General features: G+C 72.7%; 20 protein-coding genes and 1 pseudogene. 13 read left to right on the forward strand and 8 right to left on the reverse strand.

The window, feature by feature from the left end:
• Positions 1 to 75: 75 nt before the first annotated feature.
• Both nrdE and nrdI read right to left on the reverse strand, forming a co-directional pair.
• A complete protein-coding gene (gene nrdE / locus NBM05_RS06125) occupies positions 76 to 2193 on the reverse strand; it encodes a class 1b ribonucleoside-diphosphate reductase subunit alpha (RefSeq protein WP_254165952.1) in 2118 nt (705 codons plus the stop codon).
• A 287-nt stretch (positions 2194 to 2480) separates the two neighbouring features.
• Positions 2481 to 2918: pseudogene (gene nrdI, locus NBM05_RS06130) on the reverse strand (class Ib ribonucleoside-diphosphate reductase assembly flavoprotein NrdI); the annotation flags it as partial.
• Between the two features lie 347 nt (positions 2919 to 3265).
• Between nrdI and NBM05_RS06135 the strand changes: the two are divergent.
• On the forward strand, positions 3266 to 3664 hold the full coding sequence (locus NBM05_RS06135) for a pyridoxamine 5'-phosphate oxidase family protein (RefSeq protein ID WP_254165882.1): 399 nt from the start codon (positions 3266 to 3268) through the stop codon (positions 3662 to 3664).
• Between the two features lie 64 nt (positions 3665 to 3728).
• On the opposite strand, the gene NBM05_RS06140 is transcribed toward NBM05_RS06135, so the two are convergent.
• From NBM05_RS06140 to NBM05_RS06155, 4 genes are all read right to left on the reverse strand, one after another.
• On the reverse strand, positions 3729 to 4919 hold the full coding sequence (locus NBM05_RS06140) for an amidohydrolase (protein ID WP_254165884.1): 1191 nt from the start codon (positions 4917 to 4919) through the stop codon (positions 3729 to 3731).
• Entirely contained in the window at positions 4909 to 5595 is a 687-nt protein-coding gene (locus NBM05_RS06145; RefSeq protein ID WP_254165886.1) for a DUF1028 domain-containing protein, read from the reverse strand. Before NBM05_RS06145 ends, NBM05_RS06140 begins: the two co-directional genes overlap by 11 nt.
• Positions 5592 to 6014, reverse strand: a complete 423-nt coding sequence (locus NBM05_RS06150; protein ID WP_254165888.1) for a RidA family protein — start codon at positions 6012 to 6014, stop codon at positions 5592 to 5594. Before NBM05_RS06150 ends, NBM05_RS06145 begins: the two co-directional genes overlap by 4 nt.
• A gap of 86 nt (positions 6015 to 6100) precedes the next feature.
• Positions 6101 to 7393 (reverse strand): flavin-containing monooxygenase, encoded by a 1293-nt coding sequence (locus NBM05_RS06155; protein ID WP_254165890.1) that lies wholly within the window; start codon positions 7391 to 7393, stop codon positions 6101 to 6103.
• Positions 7394 to 7695: 302 nt separating this feature from the next.
• Here NBM05_RS06155 and NBM05_RS06160 point away from each other — a divergent pair, with 302 nt between their 5' ends.
• The 3 genes from NBM05_RS06160 to NBM05_RS06170 all read left to right on the forward strand — a co-directional run bounded on the left by NBM05_RS06160 (position 7696) and on the right by NBM05_RS06170 (position 11331).
• The gene (locus NBM05_RS06160) at positions 7696 to 8619 is read left to right on the forward strand and encodes a LysR family transcriptional regulator (protein WP_254165892.1); all 924 of its coding nucleotides are present in this window, start codon (positions 7696 to 7698) and stop codon (positions 8617 to 8619) included.
• A gap of 286 nt (positions 8620 to 8905) precedes the next feature.
• Positions 8906 to 10249, forward strand: coding sequence for an MFS transporter (locus NBM05_RS06165; protein ID WP_254165894.1), 1344 nt, complete (start codon positions 8906 to 8908; stop codon positions 10247 to 10249).
• A gap of 155 nt (positions 10250 to 10404) precedes the next feature.
• Positions 10405 to 11331 (forward strand): LysR family transcriptional regulator, encoded by a 927-nt coding sequence (locus tag NBM05_RS06170; RefSeq protein ID WP_254165895.1) that lies wholly within the window; start codon positions 10405 to 10407, stop codon positions 11329 to 11331.
• A 105-nt stretch (positions 11332 to 11436) separates the two neighbouring features.
• Here NBM05_RS06170 and NBM05_RS06175 read toward each other — a convergent pair whose 3' ends face one another.
• Positions 11437 to 12240, reverse strand: a complete 804-nt coding sequence (locus NBM05_RS06175; RefSeq protein WP_254165896.1) for a helix-turn-helix transcriptional regulator — start codon at positions 12238 to 12240, stop codon at positions 11437 to 11439.
• A gap of 72 nt (positions 12241 to 12312) precedes the next feature.
• Between NBM05_RS06175 and NBM05_RS06180 the strand changes: the two genes are divergently transcribed.
• Positions 12313 to 12834: a VOC family protein gene (locus NBM05_RS06180; protein WP_254165897.1), complete on the forward strand. Its 522-nt coding sequence runs from the start codon at positions 12313 to 12315 to the stop codon at positions 12832 to 12834.
• Between the two features lie 67 nt (positions 12835 to 12901).
• Here the strand turns inward: NBM05_RS06180 and NBM05_RS06185 are convergent, their stop codons facing one another.
• Positions 12902 to 14380 carry an ICP22 family protein gene (locus tag NBM05_RS06185; protein WP_309248126.1) on the reverse strand — a complete coding sequence of 493 codons (1479 nt, stop codon included), beginning with the start codon at positions 14378 to 14380 and terminating at the stop codon, positions 12902 to 12904.
• Positions 14381 to 14497: 117 nt separating this feature from the next.
• Here NBM05_RS06185 and NBM05_RS06190 point away from each other — a divergent pair, with 117 nt between their 5' ends.
• The 8 genes from NBM05_RS06190 (at position 14498) to NBM05_RS06220 (ending at position 21124) form a co-directional block, all read left to right on the forward strand.
• A complete protein-coding gene (locus NBM05_RS06190; RefSeq protein WP_254165898.1) occupies positions 14498 to 15622 on the forward strand; it encodes a polyprenyl synthetase family protein in 1125 nt (374 codons plus the stop codon).
• A complete protein-coding gene (locus NBM05_RS06195) occupies positions 15619 to 16539 on the forward strand; it encodes a phytoene/squalene synthase family protein (RefSeq protein ID WP_254165899.1) in 921 nt (306 codons plus the stop codon). The genes NBM05_RS06190 and NBM05_RS06195 overlap by 4 nt, the downstream gene beginning before the upstream one ends.
• Positions 16536 to 17477 (forward strand): phytoene desaturase family protein, encoded by a 942-nt coding sequence (gene crtI / locus NBM05_RS15625; protein WP_309248127.1) that lies wholly within the window; start codon positions 16536 to 16538, stop codon positions 17475 to 17477. Before NBM05_RS06195 ends, crtI begins: the two co-directional genes overlap by 4 nt.
• On the forward strand, positions 17474 to 18415 hold the full coding sequence (locus tag NBM05_RS15630) for a phytoene desaturase family protein (RefSeq protein WP_309248128.1): 942 nt from the start codon (positions 17474 to 17476) through the stop codon (positions 18413 to 18415). The genes crtI and NBM05_RS15630 overlap by 4 nt, the downstream gene beginning before the upstream one ends.
• Positions 18412 to 18816, forward strand: a complete 405-nt coding sequence (locus NBM05_RS06205; RefSeq protein ID WP_254165901.1) for a lycopene cyclase domain-containing protein — start codon at positions 18412 to 18414, stop codon at positions 18814 to 18816. Before NBM05_RS15630 ends, NBM05_RS06205 begins: the two co-directional genes overlap by 4 nt.
• On the forward strand, positions 18813 to 19226 hold the full coding sequence (locus NBM05_RS06210; protein WP_254165903.1) for a lycopene cyclase domain-containing protein: 414 nt from the start codon (positions 18813 to 18815) through the stop codon (positions 19224 to 19226). Before NBM05_RS06205 ends, NBM05_RS06210 begins: the two co-directional genes overlap by 4 nt.
• Positions 19223 to 20107, forward strand: a complete 885-nt coding sequence (locus NBM05_RS06215; RefSeq protein ID WP_254165904.1) for a prenyltransferase — start codon at positions 19223 to 19225, stop codon at positions 20105 to 20107. The genes NBM05_RS06210 and NBM05_RS06215 overlap by 4 nt, the downstream gene beginning before the upstream one ends.
• A 330-nt stretch (positions 20108 to 20437) precedes the next feature.
• The gene (locus NBM05_RS06220) at positions 20438 to 21124 is read left to right on the forward strand and encodes a hypothetical protein (RefSeq protein ID WP_254165906.1); all 687 of its coding nucleotides are present in this window, start codon (positions 20438 to 20440) and stop codon (positions 21122 to 21124) included.
• Positions 21125 to 21139 lie beyond the last annotated feature (15 nt).

Genomic DNA, 21139 nt, shown 5'->3' on the forward strand with positions numbered 1-21139 from the left:
TCTTGGTCTGGGGGATGGGCGTGATGGTTCACGGGGCGCGACGGCGTCGCAGGGCCGCCGCGCCCGGCGCCGGGCTCACAGCGCGCAGGACACGCAGTTCTCCACCTCGGTCCCGATCAGCGCCTGCTGGCGCAGCCGGATGTAGTACAGGGTCTTGATGCCCTTGCGCCACGCGTAGATCTGGGCCCGGTTGATGTCCCGGGTCGTGGCGGTGTCGCGGAAGAACAGGGTGCAGCTCAGTCCCTGGTCCACGTGCCGGCTCGCGGCGGCGTAGGTGTCGATGATCCCCTCGTACCCCACCTCGTAGGCGTCCTCGAAGTACTCGAGGTTCCCGTCCTCCAGGTGCGGGGCGGGGAAGTAGACGCGCCCCAGCTTGCCCTCCTTCCGGATCTCGATCTTCGAGGCGATCGGGTGGATCGAGGCCGTCGCGTGGTTGATGTAGGAGATCGACCCGGTGGGCGGGACGGCCTGGAGGTAGGCGTTGTAGATGCCGTCGCGCACGACGTTGTCCCGCAGCCGTTTCCAGTCGGCCCGCGTCGGCAGGCACACGCCGGCGTCGTCGAAGAGCTCCCGCACCCGTTCGGTGGCCGGCGCCCACTCGCGCTCCAGGTACTGCGCGAAGTAGGAGCCGTCCGCGTAGGAGGAGTCCGCGAAGCCCTCGAAGGCGCGGCCGCGCTCGCGGGCCAGCCGGTGGGAGGCGCGCAGCGCGTGGTAGGTCACCGCGTAGAAGTACATGTCGGTGAAGTCCACGCCCTCCGCGCTGCCGTAGCGGATGCGCTGCGAGGCGAGGTAGCCGTGCAGGTTCATCTGGCCCAGGCCGATCGCGTGGCTCGCCGCGTTGCCCGCGGCCACCGAGGGCACGGCGTCGACGTCGGTCTGCTCCGAGACGCTGGTCAGGCCGCGGACGGCGGTCTCCACGGTGGCGCCGAGGTCCGGCGAGGCCATCGCGCGGGCGATGTTCAGGGAGCCGAGGTTGCAGGAGACGTCCCGCCCGACCTCGCGGTAGCCCAGCGCGGCGTCGTACTCGGAGGGGCTGTTGACCTGCAGGATCTCCGAGCAGAGGTTGGACATGTTGATCCAGCCGCGCAGCGGGTTGGCGCGGTTGGCGGTGTCCTCGAAGAGCACGTAGGGGTAGCCGGACTCGAACTGCAGCTCCGCGAGGGTCTTGAAGAACTCGCGCGCGCTGATCGAGCTCTTGCGGATGCGCGGGTTGGCCACCAGCTCCTCGTAGTGCTCGGTGATCGAGAGGTCGGAGAGCGGGACGCCGTACTCCCGCTCGACGTCGTAGGGGCTGAACAGCTGCATCCGCTCGTCGCGCCGGGCGAGCTCGAAGGTCACGTCCGGGATCACGACGCCGAGCGAGAGCGTCTTGATCCGCACCTTCTCGTCCGCGTTCTCCCGCTTGGTGTCCAGGAAGCGCAGGATGTCCGGGTGGTGCGCGTGCAGGTACACCGCGCCCGCGCCCTGCCGGGCCCCCAGCTGGTTGGCGTAGGAGAACGAGTCCTCCAGGATCTTCATGACCGGCACGACGCCGGAGGCCTGGTCCTCGACCCGCTTGATCGGCGCGCCGGCCTCCCTTAGGTTGCTCAGCAGCAGCGCGACGCCGCCCCCGCGCTTGGACAGCTGCAGCGCGGAGTTCACGGAGCGGCCGATCGACTCGAGATTGTCCTCCATCCGCAGCAGGAAGCAGGAGACCAGCTCGCCGCGCTGCCTCTTCCCGGCGTTGAGGAAGGTGGGGGTCGCGGGCTGGAAGCGGCCCGAGATCATCTCCTCCATGAGCCCGCGCGCGAGCCGCTCGTCGCCGCGGCCGAGGAACAGGGCGGTGGCGACGACGCGGTCGGTGAAGTCCTCGAGGTACCGCCGGCCGTCGAAGGTCTTCAGCGCGTAGGAGGTGAAGAACTTGAACGCGCCGAGGAAGGAGGCGAAGCGGTGGCGGGCGGCCGCGGCGTCGCGGTGCAGCGCCTCGACGAACGGCCACGCGTAGGCCTCGATGAACTCCCGCTCGTAGTACTCGTGCTCGATCAGGTGGTCGATCCGCTCCCGCAGGCTGCCGAAGCGCACCGTGTTCGGGATGACGTGCTGGCGGAAGTACTCGGCGGCCGCCTCGCGGTCGCGCTCGAACTGGATCGAGCCGTCGGGGGCGAAGAGGTTCAGCTGGGCGTTGAGGGCGTGGTAGTCCTTGCGCTCGCCGATGCCGGGGGCCTGCGGGGTGGTGCCGGCGTCGCCGCGGCCGGGGACGGAGGCGGCGGGGCCGGAGCCGATGGCGTCGGAGCCGGAAGTGCCGGAAGCATCGGAACCGGTGGCGCTGGGGGATGGCGACGACGTCGCGGCGGGGGGCGTGAGGGTCAAGGTCGGGTCCTTCCGTGGGCGGTCGATGAGGTCGGTGAGGTCGGTGAGGCGGGTGAGGCGGGTGAGGCGGGTGGGATCGGTGGGGCCGGCGGGATCGGTGAGGCCGCCGGGGCCGAGGCGGCCGCACCGGCCCAGAAGCGCTCGAGCCCGGCGTCGACCCGCTCGACGTCGCGTCCGGTCCCCAGCAGCTCGAAGCGGTACAGCTCCGGGACGCCGCACTTGGCGGCGATGAGGGGCCCGGCCAGGCAGTAGTACTCGCCGAAGTTGGTGTTGCCGGAGGTGATGACGCCGCGCAGCAGGGCCCGGTTGGCGGGGTCGTTGAGGAACGCCCCGACCTGCTTGGGGACGGCGCCGGCGCGCTCGCCGCCGCCGTAGGTCGGGACCACGAGCACGTAGGGGCGGGTGACCCGGATGCGGCCCTCGCGGCGCGGGCGCAGCGGGATGCGGGCCGCCGGGCGGGCGAGGCGCTCCACGAAGCGGCGGGTGTTGCCCGAGGCGCTGGAGAAGTACACCAGGTCCGGGCACTCCTCCGGCGGGATCTCGCGCAGGGCGGTCCCGGGGCGTTCCATGACTGCTGACGGTCGATTCAAGGCACTCGTCCCCCTCGATGACGACTACTACATGTTGTGCCGTCTCCGATGAGAGGCACCAGATATGGTTCTATCATGGACGGCTCGTTTAATCTACGTCGTGCCTGTCTTGCAAAGTACGTTGGAACGTACTTAGGGTGGAGGCGGTGCCCGGGGGTGCCGTCCGGTCGGCATCGAGGGGAGATCCGAGTGGGCGGCGCACCATCCGCCGGGCGCCCGTCGGAAGCCTCCCGGGGGCGACGTCGGGCGCCCGGTGGACATGCCCCCGGGGCACCCCGCGGTCCCGTCCTGGGACCGCCTGACGCCCGACCGCAAGGAGAGAGCCCGTGAGCCAGACCCTGACGCCCGAGATGAAGGAGCTGCTGGCCGCGCAGCTGCCGGTCCTCGCGACCGTGACCGACGCCGAGACGCCCAACATCGGGCCGAAGCGCACGCTGCGCGTCTACGACGACTCGACGCTGATCTTCAACGAGAACACCGCGGGCCGGCACCTGGAGAACATCCGCTCGGGCTCGCGCGTGGCCGTCGCGGTGATCGACCGCGAGGCGCCGGACGGCTACCGCTTCCTCGGCCGCGCGGAGGTCCACGAGGAGGGGCCCGTGCTGGAGGAGGCCGCCGAGTTCGCCCGGGGGCGCGGCGGGGCGCCGCCGAAGGCCGCGGTGCTCGTCCGGATCGAGGAGATCTACTCGCTCAGGCCGGGGCCGACGGCGGGGAAGCGGGTCTGAGCTGCGGGGCGGCCTTCGCGGGGCGATTCGCCCGGGGCCCGTCGACTTGGGCCCCGGGGGCTATTCAGCCCTCCGGCTCCCCGAGGTACTCGAGGGCCGTGAGGGCGAGCGCCGCCGCGCCGTCGGCGATGGCGCGGTCCGCGGCCTCGCCGACGCAGTGCGCCTCGAAGTCGGGCTGGTGGTTGGCGGCCGGGTAGCAGCCGAGCCCGATGTACGGGTGGATCGCGGGCACGACCTGCGAGACGTTGCCCATGTCCGTCGAGGCGCGGTTCATGGTCGCGTGCTCGGGCGGGGCGTCGAAGCGGCGGCCGAGCGACTCGGCCTGCCGCTGGTAGATCTCGAGGGCTCGGTGCTCGGTGCGGAACTCCGCGTAGGGCTCCGACTCCGGGGTGATCGTCAGCTCGCACCCGGTGGCCAGGGCGCCCGCTCGGAAGCAGCGCTCCACGCGCGCCTGGACGCCTTCGAGCTCCGCGAGCGTGCCCGCCCGGACGTACCACCGGCCGTCGGTGCGGTCCGGGATCGCGTTGGGCGCCTGGCCGCCGGTGGTCTGGATGCCGTGCACCCGCGTGTCCGGCGGGAGCTGCTGGCGCAGCAGCCCCAGCGACGTCTGGGCGATGAGGAACGCGTCGTTGGCGTTCACCCCGCGGTCCGGGTAGGCGCCGGCGTGCGCCGACCGGCCGCGGTACTCGATGTGGCTGTGGGAGACGGCGAACGGGCGGGCCTCCGCCCAGTCGACCGGGCTCGGGTGGACCATGAGCGCGAGGTCGAGCCCCGCGAAGGCGCCCTTCTTCAGCAGCTCGATCTTCCCGCCCCCGCCCTCCTCGGCCGGCGTCCCGTAGACCTCGACCGTGAGGTCGCGCTCCTCCGCGAACCCGGCCAACGCCGCGGCCGCCCCCACCGAGGCCGCGGTGATGATGTTGTGCCCGCAGGCGTGGCCGAGCCCGGGCAGCGCGTCGTACTCCGCCATGAGCCCGACGCGGCGGCGGCCCGTGCCGAGGCGGGCGCGGATCGCCGTCGGGAAGCCGAGGTATGACGTCGTGACCTCGAACCCGTGCCCCGCGAGGGCCTCCGCCGTCCAGGCCGCGGCCCGGTGCTCCTGCCAGGCGACCTCGGGGTGCGCGTGGAGGCGCTCCGAGAGGTCGGTCAGCGCGGGGGCCGCGGACGCGATGCTCGCGAGGACGCGGGAGCGGGCGGCGGCGTCGTCGTCCGGGCGCGGGGCGGGGGCAGCCGTGCGGGCGTGCGGGTCAGCGGTCATCGCCGGGCACCCCGTATCCCGCCGACGCCGCCGGATCCAGGGCCCTGACCACGTAGTCCTCCCGCTGGGGGAGCCAGACCTGGAGGAGCCGCTCGAGCTCGGCGACGGGGTCCTCGTGCCAGTCGACCCGGAGGTCCGTGTCCCGCCAGCCGTGGCCGGAGACCACGGAGACCCCGGCGGAGCGGACCGGACCGGCCTCACCCCCGGCGTCCAGCCCGGCGCGGAGCCCGGCCACCAGGCGGGTCTCGAGCTCGCCGCCGGTCCGCTCGAAGGCCTCGCAGACCGCCTTGGGGACGCCGTCGTGCGCCAGCATGTTGCCGGCGCTCACGCACGCGCCTGCGTCCTCGCCCCCGGCGCTCGCGCCTCCGTGCGTGCCCAGGGTGCCGGCCCCGCTGAAGACCGCGGAGCCGCCGCGCCGGTCGAGCACCACGAGCTGGCGGAACGACGCGGTCCCCTCCCGGGTGACCACGCGGTCCAGGGCCTCCTGGGCGCCCAGCCCCTCCTCGAGGAGGTCCAGGAGCGCCCCGCCCAGCCGCGGGTCGGTGATGTTCTGGGAGCTCACGGCCCCCACGCCGTCCCGCAGGTGCGCGCAGCGGGCCGCGACCGCCGGGGACGAGGAGGAGACGGCGATGCCAAACCGGCCGCGGCCGTCGGTCCCCGCGATGCTGAAGGTCATGACCGCTCCCCGTTCGAGAGCACGGCCGTCGCGTCGATCTCGACCAGCCACTCGGGACGTGCCAGCGCATCCACGACCAGCCCGGTGGAGACCGGGTAGACCCCCTTCAGCCACCGCCCCATGACCCGGTACACCGGCTCCCGGTAGCGGATGTCCGTCAGGTAGACGACCACCTTGACGAGATCCTCGAGGGTCCCGCCGGCCTCCTCCATGAGGAGCGCGATGTTGGCCATGGCCTTCTCGGCCTGGGCCTCGACGTCGCCCACGCCCACCGACTCGCGGGTGTCCAGGTCCTGGCCGATCTGGCCGCGGAGGTAGACCGTGCCCCCGGCGACGACCGCCTGGCACAGGTCGTTGTCCAGGTTCTGCTCCGGGTAGGTCTCCTGGGTGTTGAACGGGCGGATGCGCGTGTGCTTCATCGGGTGCCTTCTTCCTCTGGTGGTGCTGTCGTCGGGGATGGGGTCGGAGATGTCGTCGTCGGGACTGTCGCGGCCGGTCCGCGGGCTCAGGCCCGCGCGCCGCTCCGCGCGGGCCGGCGCTGCTCGGCCTCCGCCGGGCTGTACCGCTGGTACCCGCGCTGGATCTCGATGTGGTCGGCGATGTAGCGGGCGTCGTGCCAGACGCCCCAGATGAAGCTCGAGCCCCTGCGGGACTGCCACGGCAGCCCGAGGAAGTACACGCCCGGCTCCGAGGAGACGCCGCGTTGATGCCGCGGGCGGCCCCGCTCGTCGACGGCGTCGACCTCCAGCCAGCCGTAGTCCACCGCGTAGCCGGTGGCCCAGACGACGGAGGCGAGGCCGGCCTCCGCGACGTCGAGCTCGAGGAGGGGGTCGGTCACGCACGGCGGTTCCGGGGCCAGCCGGTGGGCCTCCGGCTCCTCGGGGAGGTCGAGGCCGTTGCGCTCGACGTAGGCGTCGGCCTCCTCGAGGAGGGAGAGGTAGTCGGCGTCGCCGCGAGCGATGTTCCGGCCCAGGTCCTCCGCGAAGCGCAGCGTCCCGTCGGCGTAGCCGGTCGCGCGGCCGAGCAGCTGGATGCCGCTCGCGGCGAGCGAGCGGAAGTCCACGGTGTGCCCGCCCCGGGCGCCGCTGACGGAGATCGTGACGTGCTCCGCGCCCTGCGGGGGCGCCGAGGCCTCCCACTTGTCCAGGACCCCGAGCCACCAAACGAAGTCGCGGCCGCGGTAGCGGCGGGGCGGGCGGTCGTGCGGCCCGACGGCGAGGTACACCCGGCGCCCCGCCCGGTGCAGCTCGTCCGCGATCTGCACCCCGGAGGAGCCCGCCCCCACGACCAGGACCGCGCCCTCGGGCAGCTGTGCGGGGTTGCGGTAGTCGCTCGAGTGGATCTGGTGCAGCCCCGCCTCGGGCGGGACGACGGCGGGCAGGACCGGCCGCTGGAAGGGCCCGGTGGCCGCCACGACGTAGCGCGCGTCCACGGTCCCCTCGGAGGTCTCCGCGCGGAAGCCGGGCCGGCCCGGGAGTCGCCGCACCGAGGTGACCTCGACGCCGCAGCGGATGGGCGCGCCGATCATCTCGGCGTACCGGGCGAAGTAGTCCGCGACCTGGTCCTTCGTCGCGAACCCGTCGGGGGAGACGCCGTCGAACTCCAGGCCGGGGAAGCGGTCGTGCCAGGCGGGGCCGTTGGCCACCAGGGAGTCCCAGCGGCCGGTGCGCCAGCGCTCGGCGATGCGGTCCCGCTCCAGCACGAGGTGCGGCACGCCGCGGGCGCTCAGGTGCTCGCTCATCGCCACGCCGGCCTGGCCCGCGCCGACGACGAGCACCTCGGTTTCCTGATGCGACATCCTTCGATCCCCGCTTCCGTGAGTCCGTGACCCCGCCGGGCCGCGAGGAGAGTGTGCCGGGACCGCAGCGTGGGACGACGCCGGTGGGAAGGGTCTCCTGCCGGTGGCCGTCGCCGCGGGGGCGGTCCGGGTGCTCATCAGTCTCGGCCCGGCCGCCGTGGGGATTCAAATAGTTGAAAGTGCGGAGGTCCATCGAAAAAACAGATGTAAAATTCGGCGAAACATCAACGAAACGGATGTGTGCTCGTGGCGGGTGCGCGGCGAGGCCCGCGGCATCGCGGCCGAGGAGGGAGTGATCGGACATGGCGGGACCCCGGGACGGACTGACCCTCAGTCAGCTCAGGTACTTCGTGCGGACCGCGGAGCTCGGCTCCATGACGGCGTCGGCGGCGGAGCTGTACGTCGCGCAGTCGGCCGTCTCGGCGGCGATCGCGCAGCTGGAGTCCGCCGTCGGCTGCGAGCTGTTGCTGCGGCAGCGCTCCCGCGGCGTCGTGCTCACCGAGCGGGGCCGCGCCTTCTACGCCTCCGCCCTGGGGATCCTCGCCGCGGTGGACGACGCCGTGGACACCCTGGGGTCCGAGCGGCTCTCCGGCGCCCTGACCGCGGGGTGCTTCACCACGCTGGCCCCGTTCTGGCTCCCCGAGATCCACGAGCGGCTCACCTCCGCCTACCCCGCCCTGGACGTGCGGATCCGCGAGGTCACGGGCGACGAGGTCGAGCAGCTGCTCCTCCGCCGGGAGATGGAGGCGGTCCTGACCTACAGCTTCGACTACGGCCGGGACATCGACCTCCTGCGGCTCAGCGAGGCCCCGCTCTACGCGGCGCTGCCGGAGGGCAGCCCGCTCGCGCGACGGGACGCCGTGACCCTGGGGGAGCTGGCCGCCCTGCCGCTGATCCTGCTGGACATGGGCAAGAGCGCCAACTACTTCCTCTCGATCTTCCACGACGCGCGGCTGCGCCCCGAGGTCCACCAGCGGTTCGAGAACTTCGAGGTGGTCCGCTCCATGGTGGCCCGCGGGCACGGCTACACGATCCTGAACCAGACGCCGGCCCACGACCTCACCAACGAGGGCCGGCGGATCGTGCGGGTCCCGATCTCCGACGCGCGCTCCACGCTGCGGGTCGGGGTGGCCCACCGCCGGGGCGAGCGGCTCTCCCGCAAGGGCCAGGCCTTCGTGGACGCCTGCCGCGAGGCCCTCGGGGACGGCCCAGCGGCCTCCGGCTGACCCCGGGCTCGGGGGCCTTGTCCGGGGCCTTCCCGGCACCTGCCGGGGCGCCGCCCGCACCCCTCCCGGTGCGCCGCCCCACCCCTCCGGGTGCCCTGCCTGCCCCCTCCCAGCACCTCGTCCGCACCCCTCCCGGCGAGGTTTTACCTGCCCGAAACCGGCCCTTCACGGTATGCGTTTCTTCGATGGGTCCATCTGAATAAGTCAATGGTGGTGGAGCAGCTCACAGCCCTAACGTGGGTTCCCAACGAACCGCAGGCCCCCGGGCCGGACATGAGGAGGACGCATGAGCGACGTGGCAGGCACGAGCCACCAGAGCACCCGGAAGGGGCTCCGCAAGAACGTCGTCGCCGGCGCCATCGGCGTCCTGGTGCACTGGTTCGACTGGGCGATCTACGCCTACCTGGCGACGACGATCGCCCACATCTTCTTCCCGCAGCAGGACGACACGGCCGCGCTTCTCTCGGTCTTCGCCGTCTTCGCGATCGCCTTCTTCGTGCGGCCCCTCGGCTCGGTCCTCTTCGGCCACCTCGGGGACACGCTCGGGCGCAAGCGGACCCTGTCGATCGTCATCGTCACGATGGCGGCCGGGACGCTCCTGCTGGGACTGATCCCCTCCTACGAGACGATCGGCATCTGGGCGCCGATCCTGCTCGTCGTCGCCCGCGTCATCCAGGGGATCGCGGCCGGCGGCGAGTTCGGCTCCGCGGCGGCCTTCCTCGCCGAGTTCTCCCCGCCCAAGCGGCGCGGCTTCGGGTGCTCGTGGATCGAGTTCGGCTCGGTCCTGGGGTTCCTGCTCGCCTCCATGGTCGTGGCCGGCATGTTCGTCGTCTTCACCCCGGACCAGGTCGAGGGGTGGGCCTGGCGCATCCCCTTCCTGATGACGGTGCCGCTGGCCCTGGTGGGGCTGTACATCCGGATGAAGATCGAGGACACCCCCGAGTACCAGGCGCTCCAGGAGCTCGAGACCGTCTCCGCGGCCCCCATCCGCGAGGTGTTCCGGTCCAACGGGAAGCAGTTCCTGCAGACCGTGGGCATCGAGATCTTCATGAACTGCACGTTCTACGTCGTGCTCGTCTACCTCATCACCTACCAGGAGCAGCTCGTGGGGCTGCCGGCCGGGCAGGCGGCGGTGCTCTCCGCGGTCGCCTCGCTCACGGCCATCGCCATCATCCCCCTGAGCGGCATCGCCTCGGACCGGTTCGGGCGCAAGCCCGTACTCCTCGCCGCCGGGGTGCTCCTGGTCCTGCTGGCCTACCCCCTGTTCGCCTACATGCACCAGGGCACCGTCGTGGCCGGCTTCCTCTCCACGTTCGGGCTCGCGGCGATCCTCGCCCTGATCCTCGGCACGCACGCCTCGACCGTGGCGGAGCTCTTCCCGACCCGGACGCGGCAGAGCGGGCTGTCCATGGCCTACAGCGTGGCGGGCGCCTTCTTCGCCGGGACCCTCCCCTACGTCAACACCTGGCTCATCGGGGTCACCGGGAACCAGATGGTGCCGGCCTTCACGCTCATCGTGGTCGGGGCCGTGGGCCTGGTGACCGTCGCGACGATCCCGGAGACCCGGGGCGTGAACCTCCTGCACGACTCCGACACGGTCTCGACCCCGGCGGTCGGCAGCCGGAGGTGACCCGGAGGGCGGGCCCGGCCGGACGACTCCCGGCCGGACGACTCCCGGCCGGGCCCGACGCCGCCCCGGTCGCTACTGTGGACGTGGAGCCGTTCGGCCGGGGCGCCGCCCCCGCCCGGCGCCGTCCGGTCTAGCGGCGAGGAGATGCAGAGGCCATGGTCATCACCCTGAGGCAGCTCGAGTACTTCGAGACCGTCGCCGAGCACGGCACGGTCACCGCGGCCGCCCAGCATCTGTTCATGTCCCAGTCGGCGGTCTCCAACGCGATCGCCGACCTCGAGCGGCAGCTCGGCGTGAAGCTCTTCGTCCGCCACGCCCGGGGGCTCTCGCTGACCCGCGAGGGGCAGGCGGTCCTCGGCCGCTCCCGGCACCTGCTGCGGGAGGCCGCCGACCTGGAGGCCAACGCCGCGAAGCTGCGCGACGACATGTCCGGGCCCCTGAACATCGGCTGCTACTCGACCATCGCGCCCCTGCTGATCCCCCGGATCGTGGCCGACTTCGCCGAGCGGTACCCGGACGTGCGGGTGCGGTTCGAGGAGGGGTCCCGCAGCGAGCTGCTGCAGGGCATGACGCTGGGGGCCCACGACGTCATCGTCCTCTACGACTACCGGTTCAAGGACGACCTGTCGGAGATCGGCCACTCGACGCAGCTGGGGTCCATCCCGCCGTACGCGCTGCTGCCGCCCGGGCACCGGCTCGCGGGCCGCGGCGTCGTCGCCCTCGCGGACCTCGCGGCGGACCCCTTCATCCTCTTCGGCCTCGAGCCGGCGGACCAGTACTTCCTCTCGCTGTTCGCCTCGGAGGGGCTCTCCCCGGACGTGCGGCACCGGACCGGGAACTACGAGGTCCTGCGCGGGCTGGTGGCGCGCGGGGTCGGGTACTCGCTGCTGACCCAGCGCACGCGCCAGACCACGAGCTACGAGGGCATCGCCTACAGCGCGGCCGAGCTCGACGGCGAATACGCCCCGCTCGGCGTCGTCGCCGTCATCCCGAGCCGCCACCGGATGACCCGCAAGCTGGACGCCTTCGTCACCTCGGCCCGCGCGGTGTTCGACGAGGCTCCGGCGTACGACCGGGGGTGAGTGGCCCTCCCGCGCCCCGCCCGGGGGAACGGTCCCGCCGTCCCGCATTTCGCCGGTGGATGCGCCTTTGCCCTCCGGTGCCCCGTCGGCGGGGACGGCCCCGCCCTACCGCGCCTCGCCGGCGGGCGCGCCCCCGCCGTCCCGGTACTCCCGCGGCGTGAACCCCAGGATCGTGCGGAAGTCGGCGCAGAGGTGGGCGTGGTCGGCGTAGCCGAGGTCGGCGGCCACGCGCGCGACCGTCGCCGCGGGGTCCTCCCGGAGCCGCTGGGCCGCCTCCTGGAGGCGGTAGCGGCGGATGATCGTCAGCGGCGGCAGCCCCACGTGGCGCCGCGCGAGGCGCTGGACGCCGCGCACCGAGACCCCCAGCCGGCGCGCGGCCTGCTCCACGTGCACGATCCCCGGGTCGGAGGCGATCAGGTCCTCCAGCGCGTTGGCGAGGAGGGCGGCGTCGTCGGGCGCGGGCAGGCGGGCCGCCCAGGAGGCGAAGGCGCGGACGGCGCGCTCGCGGCCGGCGTCCGCGTCGGGGTCGGCCATGGCCCCGGCGACGGCGCGGTGCAGGGCGGCGGCCGGGAAGGGCGCCTCGACGTCGCGGAGGGCGCGCGGGTCCGGGTGGAGGGCCGCGAGGCCGGCCGGGCGCAGCAGCGCGCCGACCGCCCAGCCGGTGCCGCGCAGCTCGCGGTGGGAGGCGCCCGACGCCGGCCCGGCCAGCGAGACCCCGGCGGGCTGGACCACGAGGTTCGACGCCGGGAAGGGCAGCAGCTCCTGCCGCGACGACTCGCCGGGCGGCAGGCTCCAGCGCGGGACCCAGAACCAGCGGATCCGCTCCGCGACCTCGGGCGGGGCGGGCTCTCGGTGGAAGACGGGGAGGCGCTCGGGGTAGAGGACGCCGCGGGCGTCGTCGTCGGTCACCGGCGCCTCCTCCTGCCGCGGATGTCGCGAATCTACAAGCCGCGGGCGGACGGGCGGGCCTACGTTCGGGTCATGAACGACAACGACACGCCCCGCCGCGGGGTCACCGGCCAGCACACCACCGACGGCGTCCCGCACGGCTCCACGAGCCTGACGCCCTTCCTCGCGCTGAAGGGCGCCGGGGACGCCCTCGAATTCTATCGGTCCGTCTTCGGCGCCCGCATCGTGGACCGCACCGACATGGGCGGGGTCATGGCGCACGCCGACCTCGACTTCGGGGACGGGCGCCTCCAGATCGGGGAGGTGAATCCCGCCTACGGGCTGGTGGCTGCCCCCGAGGGGGACGGCGCGTGCTACTCGATCGGCCTGTTCTGCGCCGACGTCGACGCCGTCGTCGAGCGGGCGGTGCGGGCCGGGGCGGTGGTGCGGGAGCCCGCGAGCGACTTCGTCTCGGGGGACCGCTTCGCCTCGATCCGCGACCCCTTCGGCGTCCACTGGTCGATCATGTCCCGGGTCGAGGACCTCTCCGAGGAGGAGAGCGCTCGGCGGGTCGCGGAGTGGGCGGCGTCGTTCGAGTCCTCGGGCGAGGGGTGAGCCCGGCGCGGCGGACGGGGGCTGGCGGGTAGGACGCGGCCGTGGCCCGTCCGGGGCGAGGGGGCGGTCAGCGGGAGTCGCCGCCCCGCGCCGAGTTGGCCCGGGGGGAGTCCTCCGGGCGCTCCGCACTCTGGTCGTCGGGGTCGACGTCGGCCTCCGCCTCGGCGCCCTGGTCGCGGTCCCACTCCGGGTCGCCGTCCCGCGGTTCCCCGCTCCGCGCCGAGTCGTACCGCTCCGGGCCGCTCGGCCCGGCCTCACGGTCCGTCTCCTCGTCGGCCCTGTCCTCGGGCTCGGCGGCGCCCTTCTCGTCCGTGCGCCGCCCGGCATCCTCGCCGGGATCTCTCTCGGAGCCCCCGCGCGTCTCGGCATCCGACCCGTCGTCCGGGCCGCGCTTCGACGACTCGTCGCCGGTCTCCGACCCGTCGTCGGCGTCGCGCTCCGCGTCCTCGCGGGTGTCGTCTTTCTCCTTGGCCCCGTCCTCCTTCTTCTCCTGGTCCTCGGTGAGCCGCCGCTGGCGCTCGCGCTGGCCGTGGGTCAGCTGCCGCAGGTCCGTCTTGGAGTCGAAGCTGGAGCCCAGCGCGCCCGCGACCACGCCCATCGCCGCGCTCATCCACGCGATGTCCAGGTAGTTCGAGAAGCGCGACTCCTTCCCCAGCTGGTACGACATGAAGTCCGGGTCGATCACCACCAGCCCGCCGACCAGGATCAGCAGCCCCAGGGCCAGGTACAGCGCCAGGATGCAGATGAACAGCGTGACCACTGTGGAGAGGTTGTAGAGCATGACCACGCTCGCGAGGTGCTCCTTGACCGGCCTGTCCCAGAGCCGGTTGCTCGTGATCAGCCACAGGGTCATGACCAGGATCGCCCCCAGCCCGATCGAGAGCAGCCGGGGGAGGCTCAGCGCGTCCGACATCTGCCAGATCGAGCTGTAGAAGATGCCGAAGGCGCCCGTGGCTCCGGCCGCGGCCAGCGCGCTGGACAGCTTCGGCGCCGTCCGCCAGGGGTCGTTGGACAGCACCATGCCCGCGACGGTCCGGGGCGCTCCCGTGACGGTGTGGGCCCGCAGCGCGTACCGTCCCGTGGACTCGTCCTGGTCCCAGCGGCTCCAGTGGTGGTCGCGCAGGTCGATCCGGCCCCGCCGCTCCTCCGGCAGGGTCTGCTCGATGCAGTTCATGACCAGCTGCTGCAGCCGCTTCTTGGGGAAGGTGACGCCCAGGGTGGGGCAGGAGACGATCGCCAGCTTCTCATCGGGGAACAGCTCCGCGACCAGCGGCTTCCCCTCGGAATGGCGCGGCATCTCGGTCAGGAGGATGACGACGTCGACCCTCTCGTACTCCTCGGCGAGCCGGCGGGCGACGTCGAAGTCGATGGTGTTGTCGGTCCGGATGCGGATCGGCTCGGTCTGGATGTGCAGGCCGATGGGCGGCGCGAACGACTCCTCCAGCTCGCGGTTGAGCCGGTCCTCGATCTTCTGGGCCCGGCGGGTCGGCTGCCCCGGGTCGGCGACGAGGAGGACGTTGATGCCGCTGGGGCTGTGTTCGTTCATTGAGGCCAGTCTACGGTCGGAACGCCGGGGCGGTACCAGCTCGGGGCCGGCCTCCTCCGCGCGTTCGCGGGCCGCGTTCTCCCGCCGGATGCCGCGGTCTGCTGATTTAATGAGGACATGTCAGCAAACGTCACCCACCTCGCCGCGGCCATGGCCCAGTTGGGTGCCTTCACCGAGGGCAGGTCCAGCGCGGCCGAGGACCTCAACACGGCCGCCGGCACGGTGTGGGACGGCATTCGCCGCATGGGCGAGGAGGGCAAGCACATCCGGGCCCGCCTGGCGCTGGCAGGGGCCCGGCTGGACCCGGACGCCCACGTCATCGAGGTCGTGCACGACGACGCCGCGCCCTGCCCCGGCGTCGACCAGGAGGCCGCCCACCGCATCGCCGCCGCCTTCGACCTGCTGCACGTGGGGTTCCTGATCCACGACGACGTGATCGACGAGGACCCCATCCGCCGCGGCATCCCGACCGTGCACGCCCGCGCCCCGCGCGAGTTCCAGCGCCCCGGGGTGACCCTGCGCCTCCCCACCGACCAGGCGACCCGGCGCTTCGGCGAGTCCATCGCCATCGTCGCCGGCGACTCGGCCATCACCGGCGCCTACCGCATGGTCATCGACTCCGGCGCCGAGCCGCGGGCCCTGGTGGACATCCTCCGCGTCATGGACGACGCCGTGGCCGCCACCGCGCTCGGCGAGATCCTGGACATCGAGTACTCGGTCGCGAGTTCCGCGGACATCACCTCCGACGACGTCGCGCTGGCCTCCTCCCTGAAGACCTCCGCGTACACCTTCGAGGCCCCGCTGCTGGCGGGCGCGCTGCTGGCCGGGGCCGACGACGCCGAGCTGGCCGTGCTCGGCGCGATCGGGGAGCGCCTCGGCTCGGCCTTCCAGATCCTCGACGACCTCGACGGCGTCTTCGGCTCCACGGACCAGACCGGCAAGGCCGAGGGCGGGGACCTCCTGGAGGGCCGGCGCACCATGGTGCTGGAGTTCGCGCGCGAGTCCGCGCTGTGGCCGCGGATCGAGGCGGCCGCCGGGGAGGCCGTGCCGGACGTTCCGCTGATGCGGGAGCTGATCGCCCGCTCCGGGGCGCCCGAGCGGGCGGGCGACGTCGTGCTCCGCAAGGTCGGGCGCGTGCGAGAGCTGATGGGCGAGCTGCCGCACCCGGTGACCGGGGCCGTGATCGGGCGGGCGTGCGAGAGCTTCGAGCACCGCGTCGAGCGGATCCAGGGGGTCGCGTGAGCGAGCTGAGCCGGTACCAGGAGATGTCGCGCGCCGCGGCGGCGAGCGTGATCGGCTGCTACTCGACGTCGTTCGGCGCCGCGACCCGGCTGCTCGCCCGCCCGGAGCGGGACCGGATCCGGGACGTCTACGCGATGGTGCGGGTCGCGGACGAGATCGTGGACGGCCCGGCCGCCGCCGCCGGGCTGGGGCCCGCCGAGGTGGCCGAGCGGCTGGACCGCTTCGAGCGGGAGGTCTTCGAGGGCATCGCCACCGGGTTCTCGGCCAACCCCGTGGTGCAGGCCTTCGCCCGCACGGCGCGGGACTGCTCGCTGGACCCGCAGCACATCCGCGCGTTCTTCCGCTCGATGCGCGCCGATGTGGACACCAGCGCCTACCGCGGCGAGCGGCTCGAGGAGTACATCTACGGCTCGGCCGAGGTCGTGGGGCTGATGTGCCTGGACGTGTTCGTCGCGGGCCGGCCGGGCCCCGCGGGCTCGGAGCACGACGCCGTCCACCGCCAGGCGCTCGTGGACGGCGCCCGGCACCTCGGGGCCGCGTTCCAGAAGATCAACTTCCTCCGCGACCTCGCCGAGGACCGCGAGGCCCTGGGCCGGGACTACACCGGGGTGCGGACCGAGGCGGAGAAGGGGCGGGCCATCGAGGACATCCGGCGCGACCTCTCGATCGCCGCGCACAGCCTCCCCGGCCTGCCGGTCTCGCCGCGGACCGGCGTGACCGCCGCCTACCTGCTGTTCAGCCAGCTCACCGACAAGCTCGAGGCCACGCCCGCCGCCCGCCTGAGCACCACGCGGGTCCGGGTCTCTGACCCGGCGAAGGTCGGGATCGTGACCAGCGCCGTGCTCAAGGCGCGCCGCGGCGGCGCGGCCCGGCGGCTCGCCGTGCGCCATCCCGCCCTATCGGAGGAGACCCCGTGACGTCTGACAGCGCATCGAAGACCCCGGCCGTCGTGATCGGCGGCGGCGTCGCCGGGCTGGCGACCGCGGCCCTCCTGGCCCGCGACGGCTACGAGGTGACCCTCCTGGAGCGTCGAGAGGAGCTCGGCGGCCGCGCCGGCACGCTGCGCGCCGAGGGCTTCACCTGGGACGCCGGGCCCTCCTGGTACCTCATGCCGGAGGCCTTCGACCACTTCTACGAGCTGATGGGCACCTCCTCTGCCGAGCAGCTGGAGCTGACGACCCTCGACCCCGCCTACCGCGTGTACTCGGGCGAGCGGGGCGCGGTGGACGTGCGCACCGGCGCGGAGGAGGTCGCGCGCCTGTTCGAGGGCATCGAGCCCGGCGCCGGCGCGCGCATCCGCGAGTACCTCGACGACGCCGGGGAGACCTACCGCATGGCCGTCTCGGCGTTCCTCTACTCGACCTTCACCCGCGTCCGGCCGTACCTGGCGGGCGGCGTCGCGGGCCAGGCGCCCAAGCTGGCGCGCCTGCTCGCGCGCAGCCTGCACGACGAGGTGGCCTCCCGCTTCACCGACAGCCGGCTGCGGCAGATCCTCACCTACCCGGCCGTCTTCCTCTCTTCGGAGCCGCGGAAGACGCCGGCCATGTACGGCCTGATGAGTCACACCGACCTCGTGCAGGGGGTCCAGTACCCCGTGGGCGGGTTCGGGACCTTCGTGGACTCCCTGCGCCGGCTCGCGGAGGAGGCCGGGGTCAGGATCGTGACCGGCGCGGAGGTGACCGGGATCGAGACCGGGCCGCTGGCGGACGACGCAGGGACGGCGGCGTCCGGCCGCGGCTCCGGACCCGCCGCCTCCGGCCTGCGGGGATCGCCGCCCGGGCCGCCGGCCTCGCGCGGGGTCGTGCCGCGGGCGCCCGGCGCCTGCTCGGCCGGCGGGCGCGCGTCACCGGGGTGACCTGGCGGGATGGCGAGGGGGCGGCGGCGAGCCTCCCGGCCGGCGTCGTGGTCTCCGCCGCGGACCTCCACCACACCGAGACCGCCCTGCTCCCGGCCGGGCTGCGCACCCGGCCCGAGTGGACCTGGCGCCGCCGGAACCCGGGGATCGGGACGGTCCTGGCCTACCTGGGCGTCTCCGGCGAGCTGCCGCAGCTGGCGCACCACACCATGGTCTTCAGCGAGGACTGGGCCCCGGACTTCCGCGCCATCTTCTCCGCCGCGACCGGCGACTCGGGCGGGTCCGGCTCCTCCGGCGGGCCGGGGTCCTCGGACGGGACGGGCTCATCCGGCGGGCCGGGCGGTGCCGGGGTCTACTCCGAGTCGGTCTACGTGTGCCGCCCGTCCGCGAGCGACCCGGGCGTGGCGCCGGAGGGCACCGAGAACCTCTTCGTCCTGATCCCGGTGCCCGCGCGGTCCGACGGGGCCCGCGGGACCGTGGACGGACCCGGCGACGCCGAGGTCGAGCGGATCGTGGACGGCGTGATCGAGCTGATCGGGCGGCGGGCCGGGATCCCCGACCTCGCCGAGCGCGTGATCGCGCGCCGGACCGCGGGCCCCGGTGACTTCGAGGGCCGGTACAACGCGTGGCGCGGCAACGCCCTCGGGCTCGCGCACACCCTGGCCCAGTCGGCGTTCCTGCGCGGGTCCAACGCCTCCCGCCGCGTCGAGGGCCTGCTGTACGCGGGATCGACGACGACGCCCGGCGTCGGCCTCCCGATGTGCCTGATCTCCGCCGAGAACGTGGTCAAGCGGCTGCGCGGGGACACCAGCGTGGGCCCGCTCCCGGCGGGGACGCTCGGGGCGCGGGGGACGCGGGACGCGCGGGGGGCCGAGGGGCCGGCTCGCGGCCGGGAGTCCGGCGGATCGCCCGGCGCCCCGGGGGCGGGGAGTCGATGATCGGCCTGGCCTACCTCGGCGCGCTCGCGGTGAGCGCCGCCGGAATGGTGATCCTCGACTGGCGGTACCGGCTGACCTTCTTCCGCCGCCCGGGCTTCAGCGCGCTCGCGGTCCTCGGGATGACGCTGTTCTTCCTGGCCTGGGACGTCGTGGGGATCTCCACCGGGATCTTCCTGCGGGGGGAGACCGAGTTCATGACCGGCATCGACCTGGGGCCCGAGCTGCCGCTGGAGGAGCCGGTGTTCCTGGCCTTCCTGTCCTACCTGACGCTCAACGTCGCGGGGTTGCTCAACCGCGCCGGGCGCGCGGACCGCAGAGACTCTGAGGAACGCGCGGATCGCTCGGGTCGCGCAGGCCGCGCAGACGGCACGCACCGCGCCGGCCAGGGGGATGCCGCGTGACGTACTGGCTGATCAACATCCCGTTCCTGCTGGTCGCGGCGGGGTTCACGGCCTGGGGCGCCGCCCGCGCCGGCCGGCCGGGTCTGGTGGGACGACGCCGGTTCTGGGCGGTCTGGTCCGGCACCACCGCCATCCTGCTGGTCCTGACCGCGATCTTCGACAACCTCATGATCGCCTCGGGCCTGTTCACGTACACCGACGAGAACATCTCCGGGCTGCGGCTCGGCCTGATGCCGGTGGAGGACTTCACCTACTCGCTGGCCGCCGCGTGGATCCTGGTGCCGCTGCTGCTGACGGGGCCGGGCCGGGACGCCGCGCCGCGCCGCGCAACCGGCGGTCGCGACGCACCACACCGGCACGCACCGCACCACGACCACGCACCGCACCACGACGAGAGGGAGCGCGCATGAGCACCCGGCAGCTGACCCCGGCCCGCATCCTGAGCGCGGTCCTCCTCTCCTCCCGCCCGCTGTCCTGGATCAACACGGCCTACCCGTTCGCGGCGGCGTACCTGCTGGTCGGCGGCGGGCTCGACGCGCGCCTGGCGATTGGGACGCTCTTCTTCCTGATCCCGTACAACATCGCGATGTACGGCATCAACGACGTCTTCGACTACGAGTCGGACCTGCGCAACCCGCGCAAGGGCGGCGTCGAGGGCGCGGTGCTGGCCAAGCCGCTGCACCCGTGGATCCTGGGCGCCTCGGCGGTCACGGTCATTCCGTTCGCGGCATATCTCTGGGCGGTGGGCAACCTCGCCTCCGGGCTGTGGCTGGTGGTGAGCCTGTTCGCGGTGGTCGCGTACAGTGCCAAGGGGCTGCGCTTCAAGGAGCGGCCCTTCCTCGACTCGATGACCTCCTCCGCGCACTTCGTGACACCCGCGATCGTCGGCGCGACCCTGACCGGCGTCGCGCTGGGGTGGGGATTCTGGGCGCCCATGCTGGCCTTCTTCCTATGGGGCATGGCCTCCCAGGCGCTGGGCGCGGTGCAGGACATGGCGGCCGACCGCGAGGCGGGCATCGGCTCCATCGCGACCGTGATCGGGGCGAGCCGCACCGCGGTGGCGGCCACCCTGCTCTACGCGGCCTCGGCCGTGCTGCTGCTGTTCCGCGACGACGTCGGGGTGCTCGCCGCCGTGATCCCGCTGATGTACGCGTTCAACGCCGGCCGCTTCATCGGCCTGCCCGACGCCGAGTGCGAGCGGGCCCGCGCGGCCTGGCAGGTCTTTCTCCGCCTGAACTTCTTCGCGGGCTTCCTGCTCACGATGCTGTTCCTGTGGATGCGGGTGGTCTGAAGGTGAGTCTCTGTTGTGAGCGCGTTTTCGAGCTGCAGCAAGCACCGTCGAGCGGTCCATAGAAGACTCGCATCGAGCAGGCGCCCATGGCCTGTAAAGCTGACCCTCTGCCTGCCGCGGAGGGCCTGTCTGAGGGCGGTTTCGGCGTCGCGTTCAGGGTGAGGTTCTTGAGGGTGAGAGGTCGCTGTGTCACTTTAGATAAGCCAAAGGCCCGGTCGGTGAAAACCGCCGGACCTTTGGTAAAAGAGCAACAGGGAGACCTGCCCCTGCTTTCACGACCCATCATACGCCAGATGAATACTGGCGTCGAGGCAGTAGGAACGCGAATCGATGTACGACACGCTTGAGCCCCACCTGAGTATCGCTCGCTTGGCGTCCTACGTGAAGGCCGCCGAGGGCAACCGCCAGGACGCTATCCGTTTGTACCAGTGGAACACCGAGCTCTCTGGTGCCGTGTATCAGGCACTGCATGTGGTGGAGGTTGTCCTGCGCAATGCGATGGACACCCGGCTGCGGCGATGGAATGCCGAGCAGATTAACGCCCAAACGGGCGAGCATCGTGACGGGGACTGGCTGCTCGACCCGGCCCCGCTTCTTCGCAGACTGGTCCGGGAGAAGGAACTCGCTGCCGGGAGGGGCCGCGCGGAACGTGCCATTCGCGGGCACGGTCGACCCGTGTCCCATGCGGACGTGCTGGCGCAACTCTCCTTCGGAACGTGGAGATTTCTGCTTCCCGATCGTGATCCCGGGCGGAAGCGACTGTGGAACGACGCCCTGGAGGGGGCCTTTCCTCATCGAAAAGCCAACCCGCGCGACATCGTGAAAGCCGTGGACGGTGTCTACAAGCTCAGAAACCGTGTCGCGCACTTGGAGCCGCTGTTGGACCTCAAGAACGTTCGTCATCAGTACGAGAACATGCGCTGGGTGCTTCGCGGCATCGACCCGGTCGTCGACGAGTGGTTCGTCTCCCGGCAAAGGGTTACCGCCGAATTGCGGCGGCATCCTCGGAAGATGTGACCCACTAGCGTTCAG

It is taken from the genome of Rothia santali (genome assembly GCF_024199905.1).
Classification (GTDB): Bacteria; Actinomycetota; Actinomycetes; order Actinomycetales; family Micrococcaceae; genus Rothia; species Rothia santali.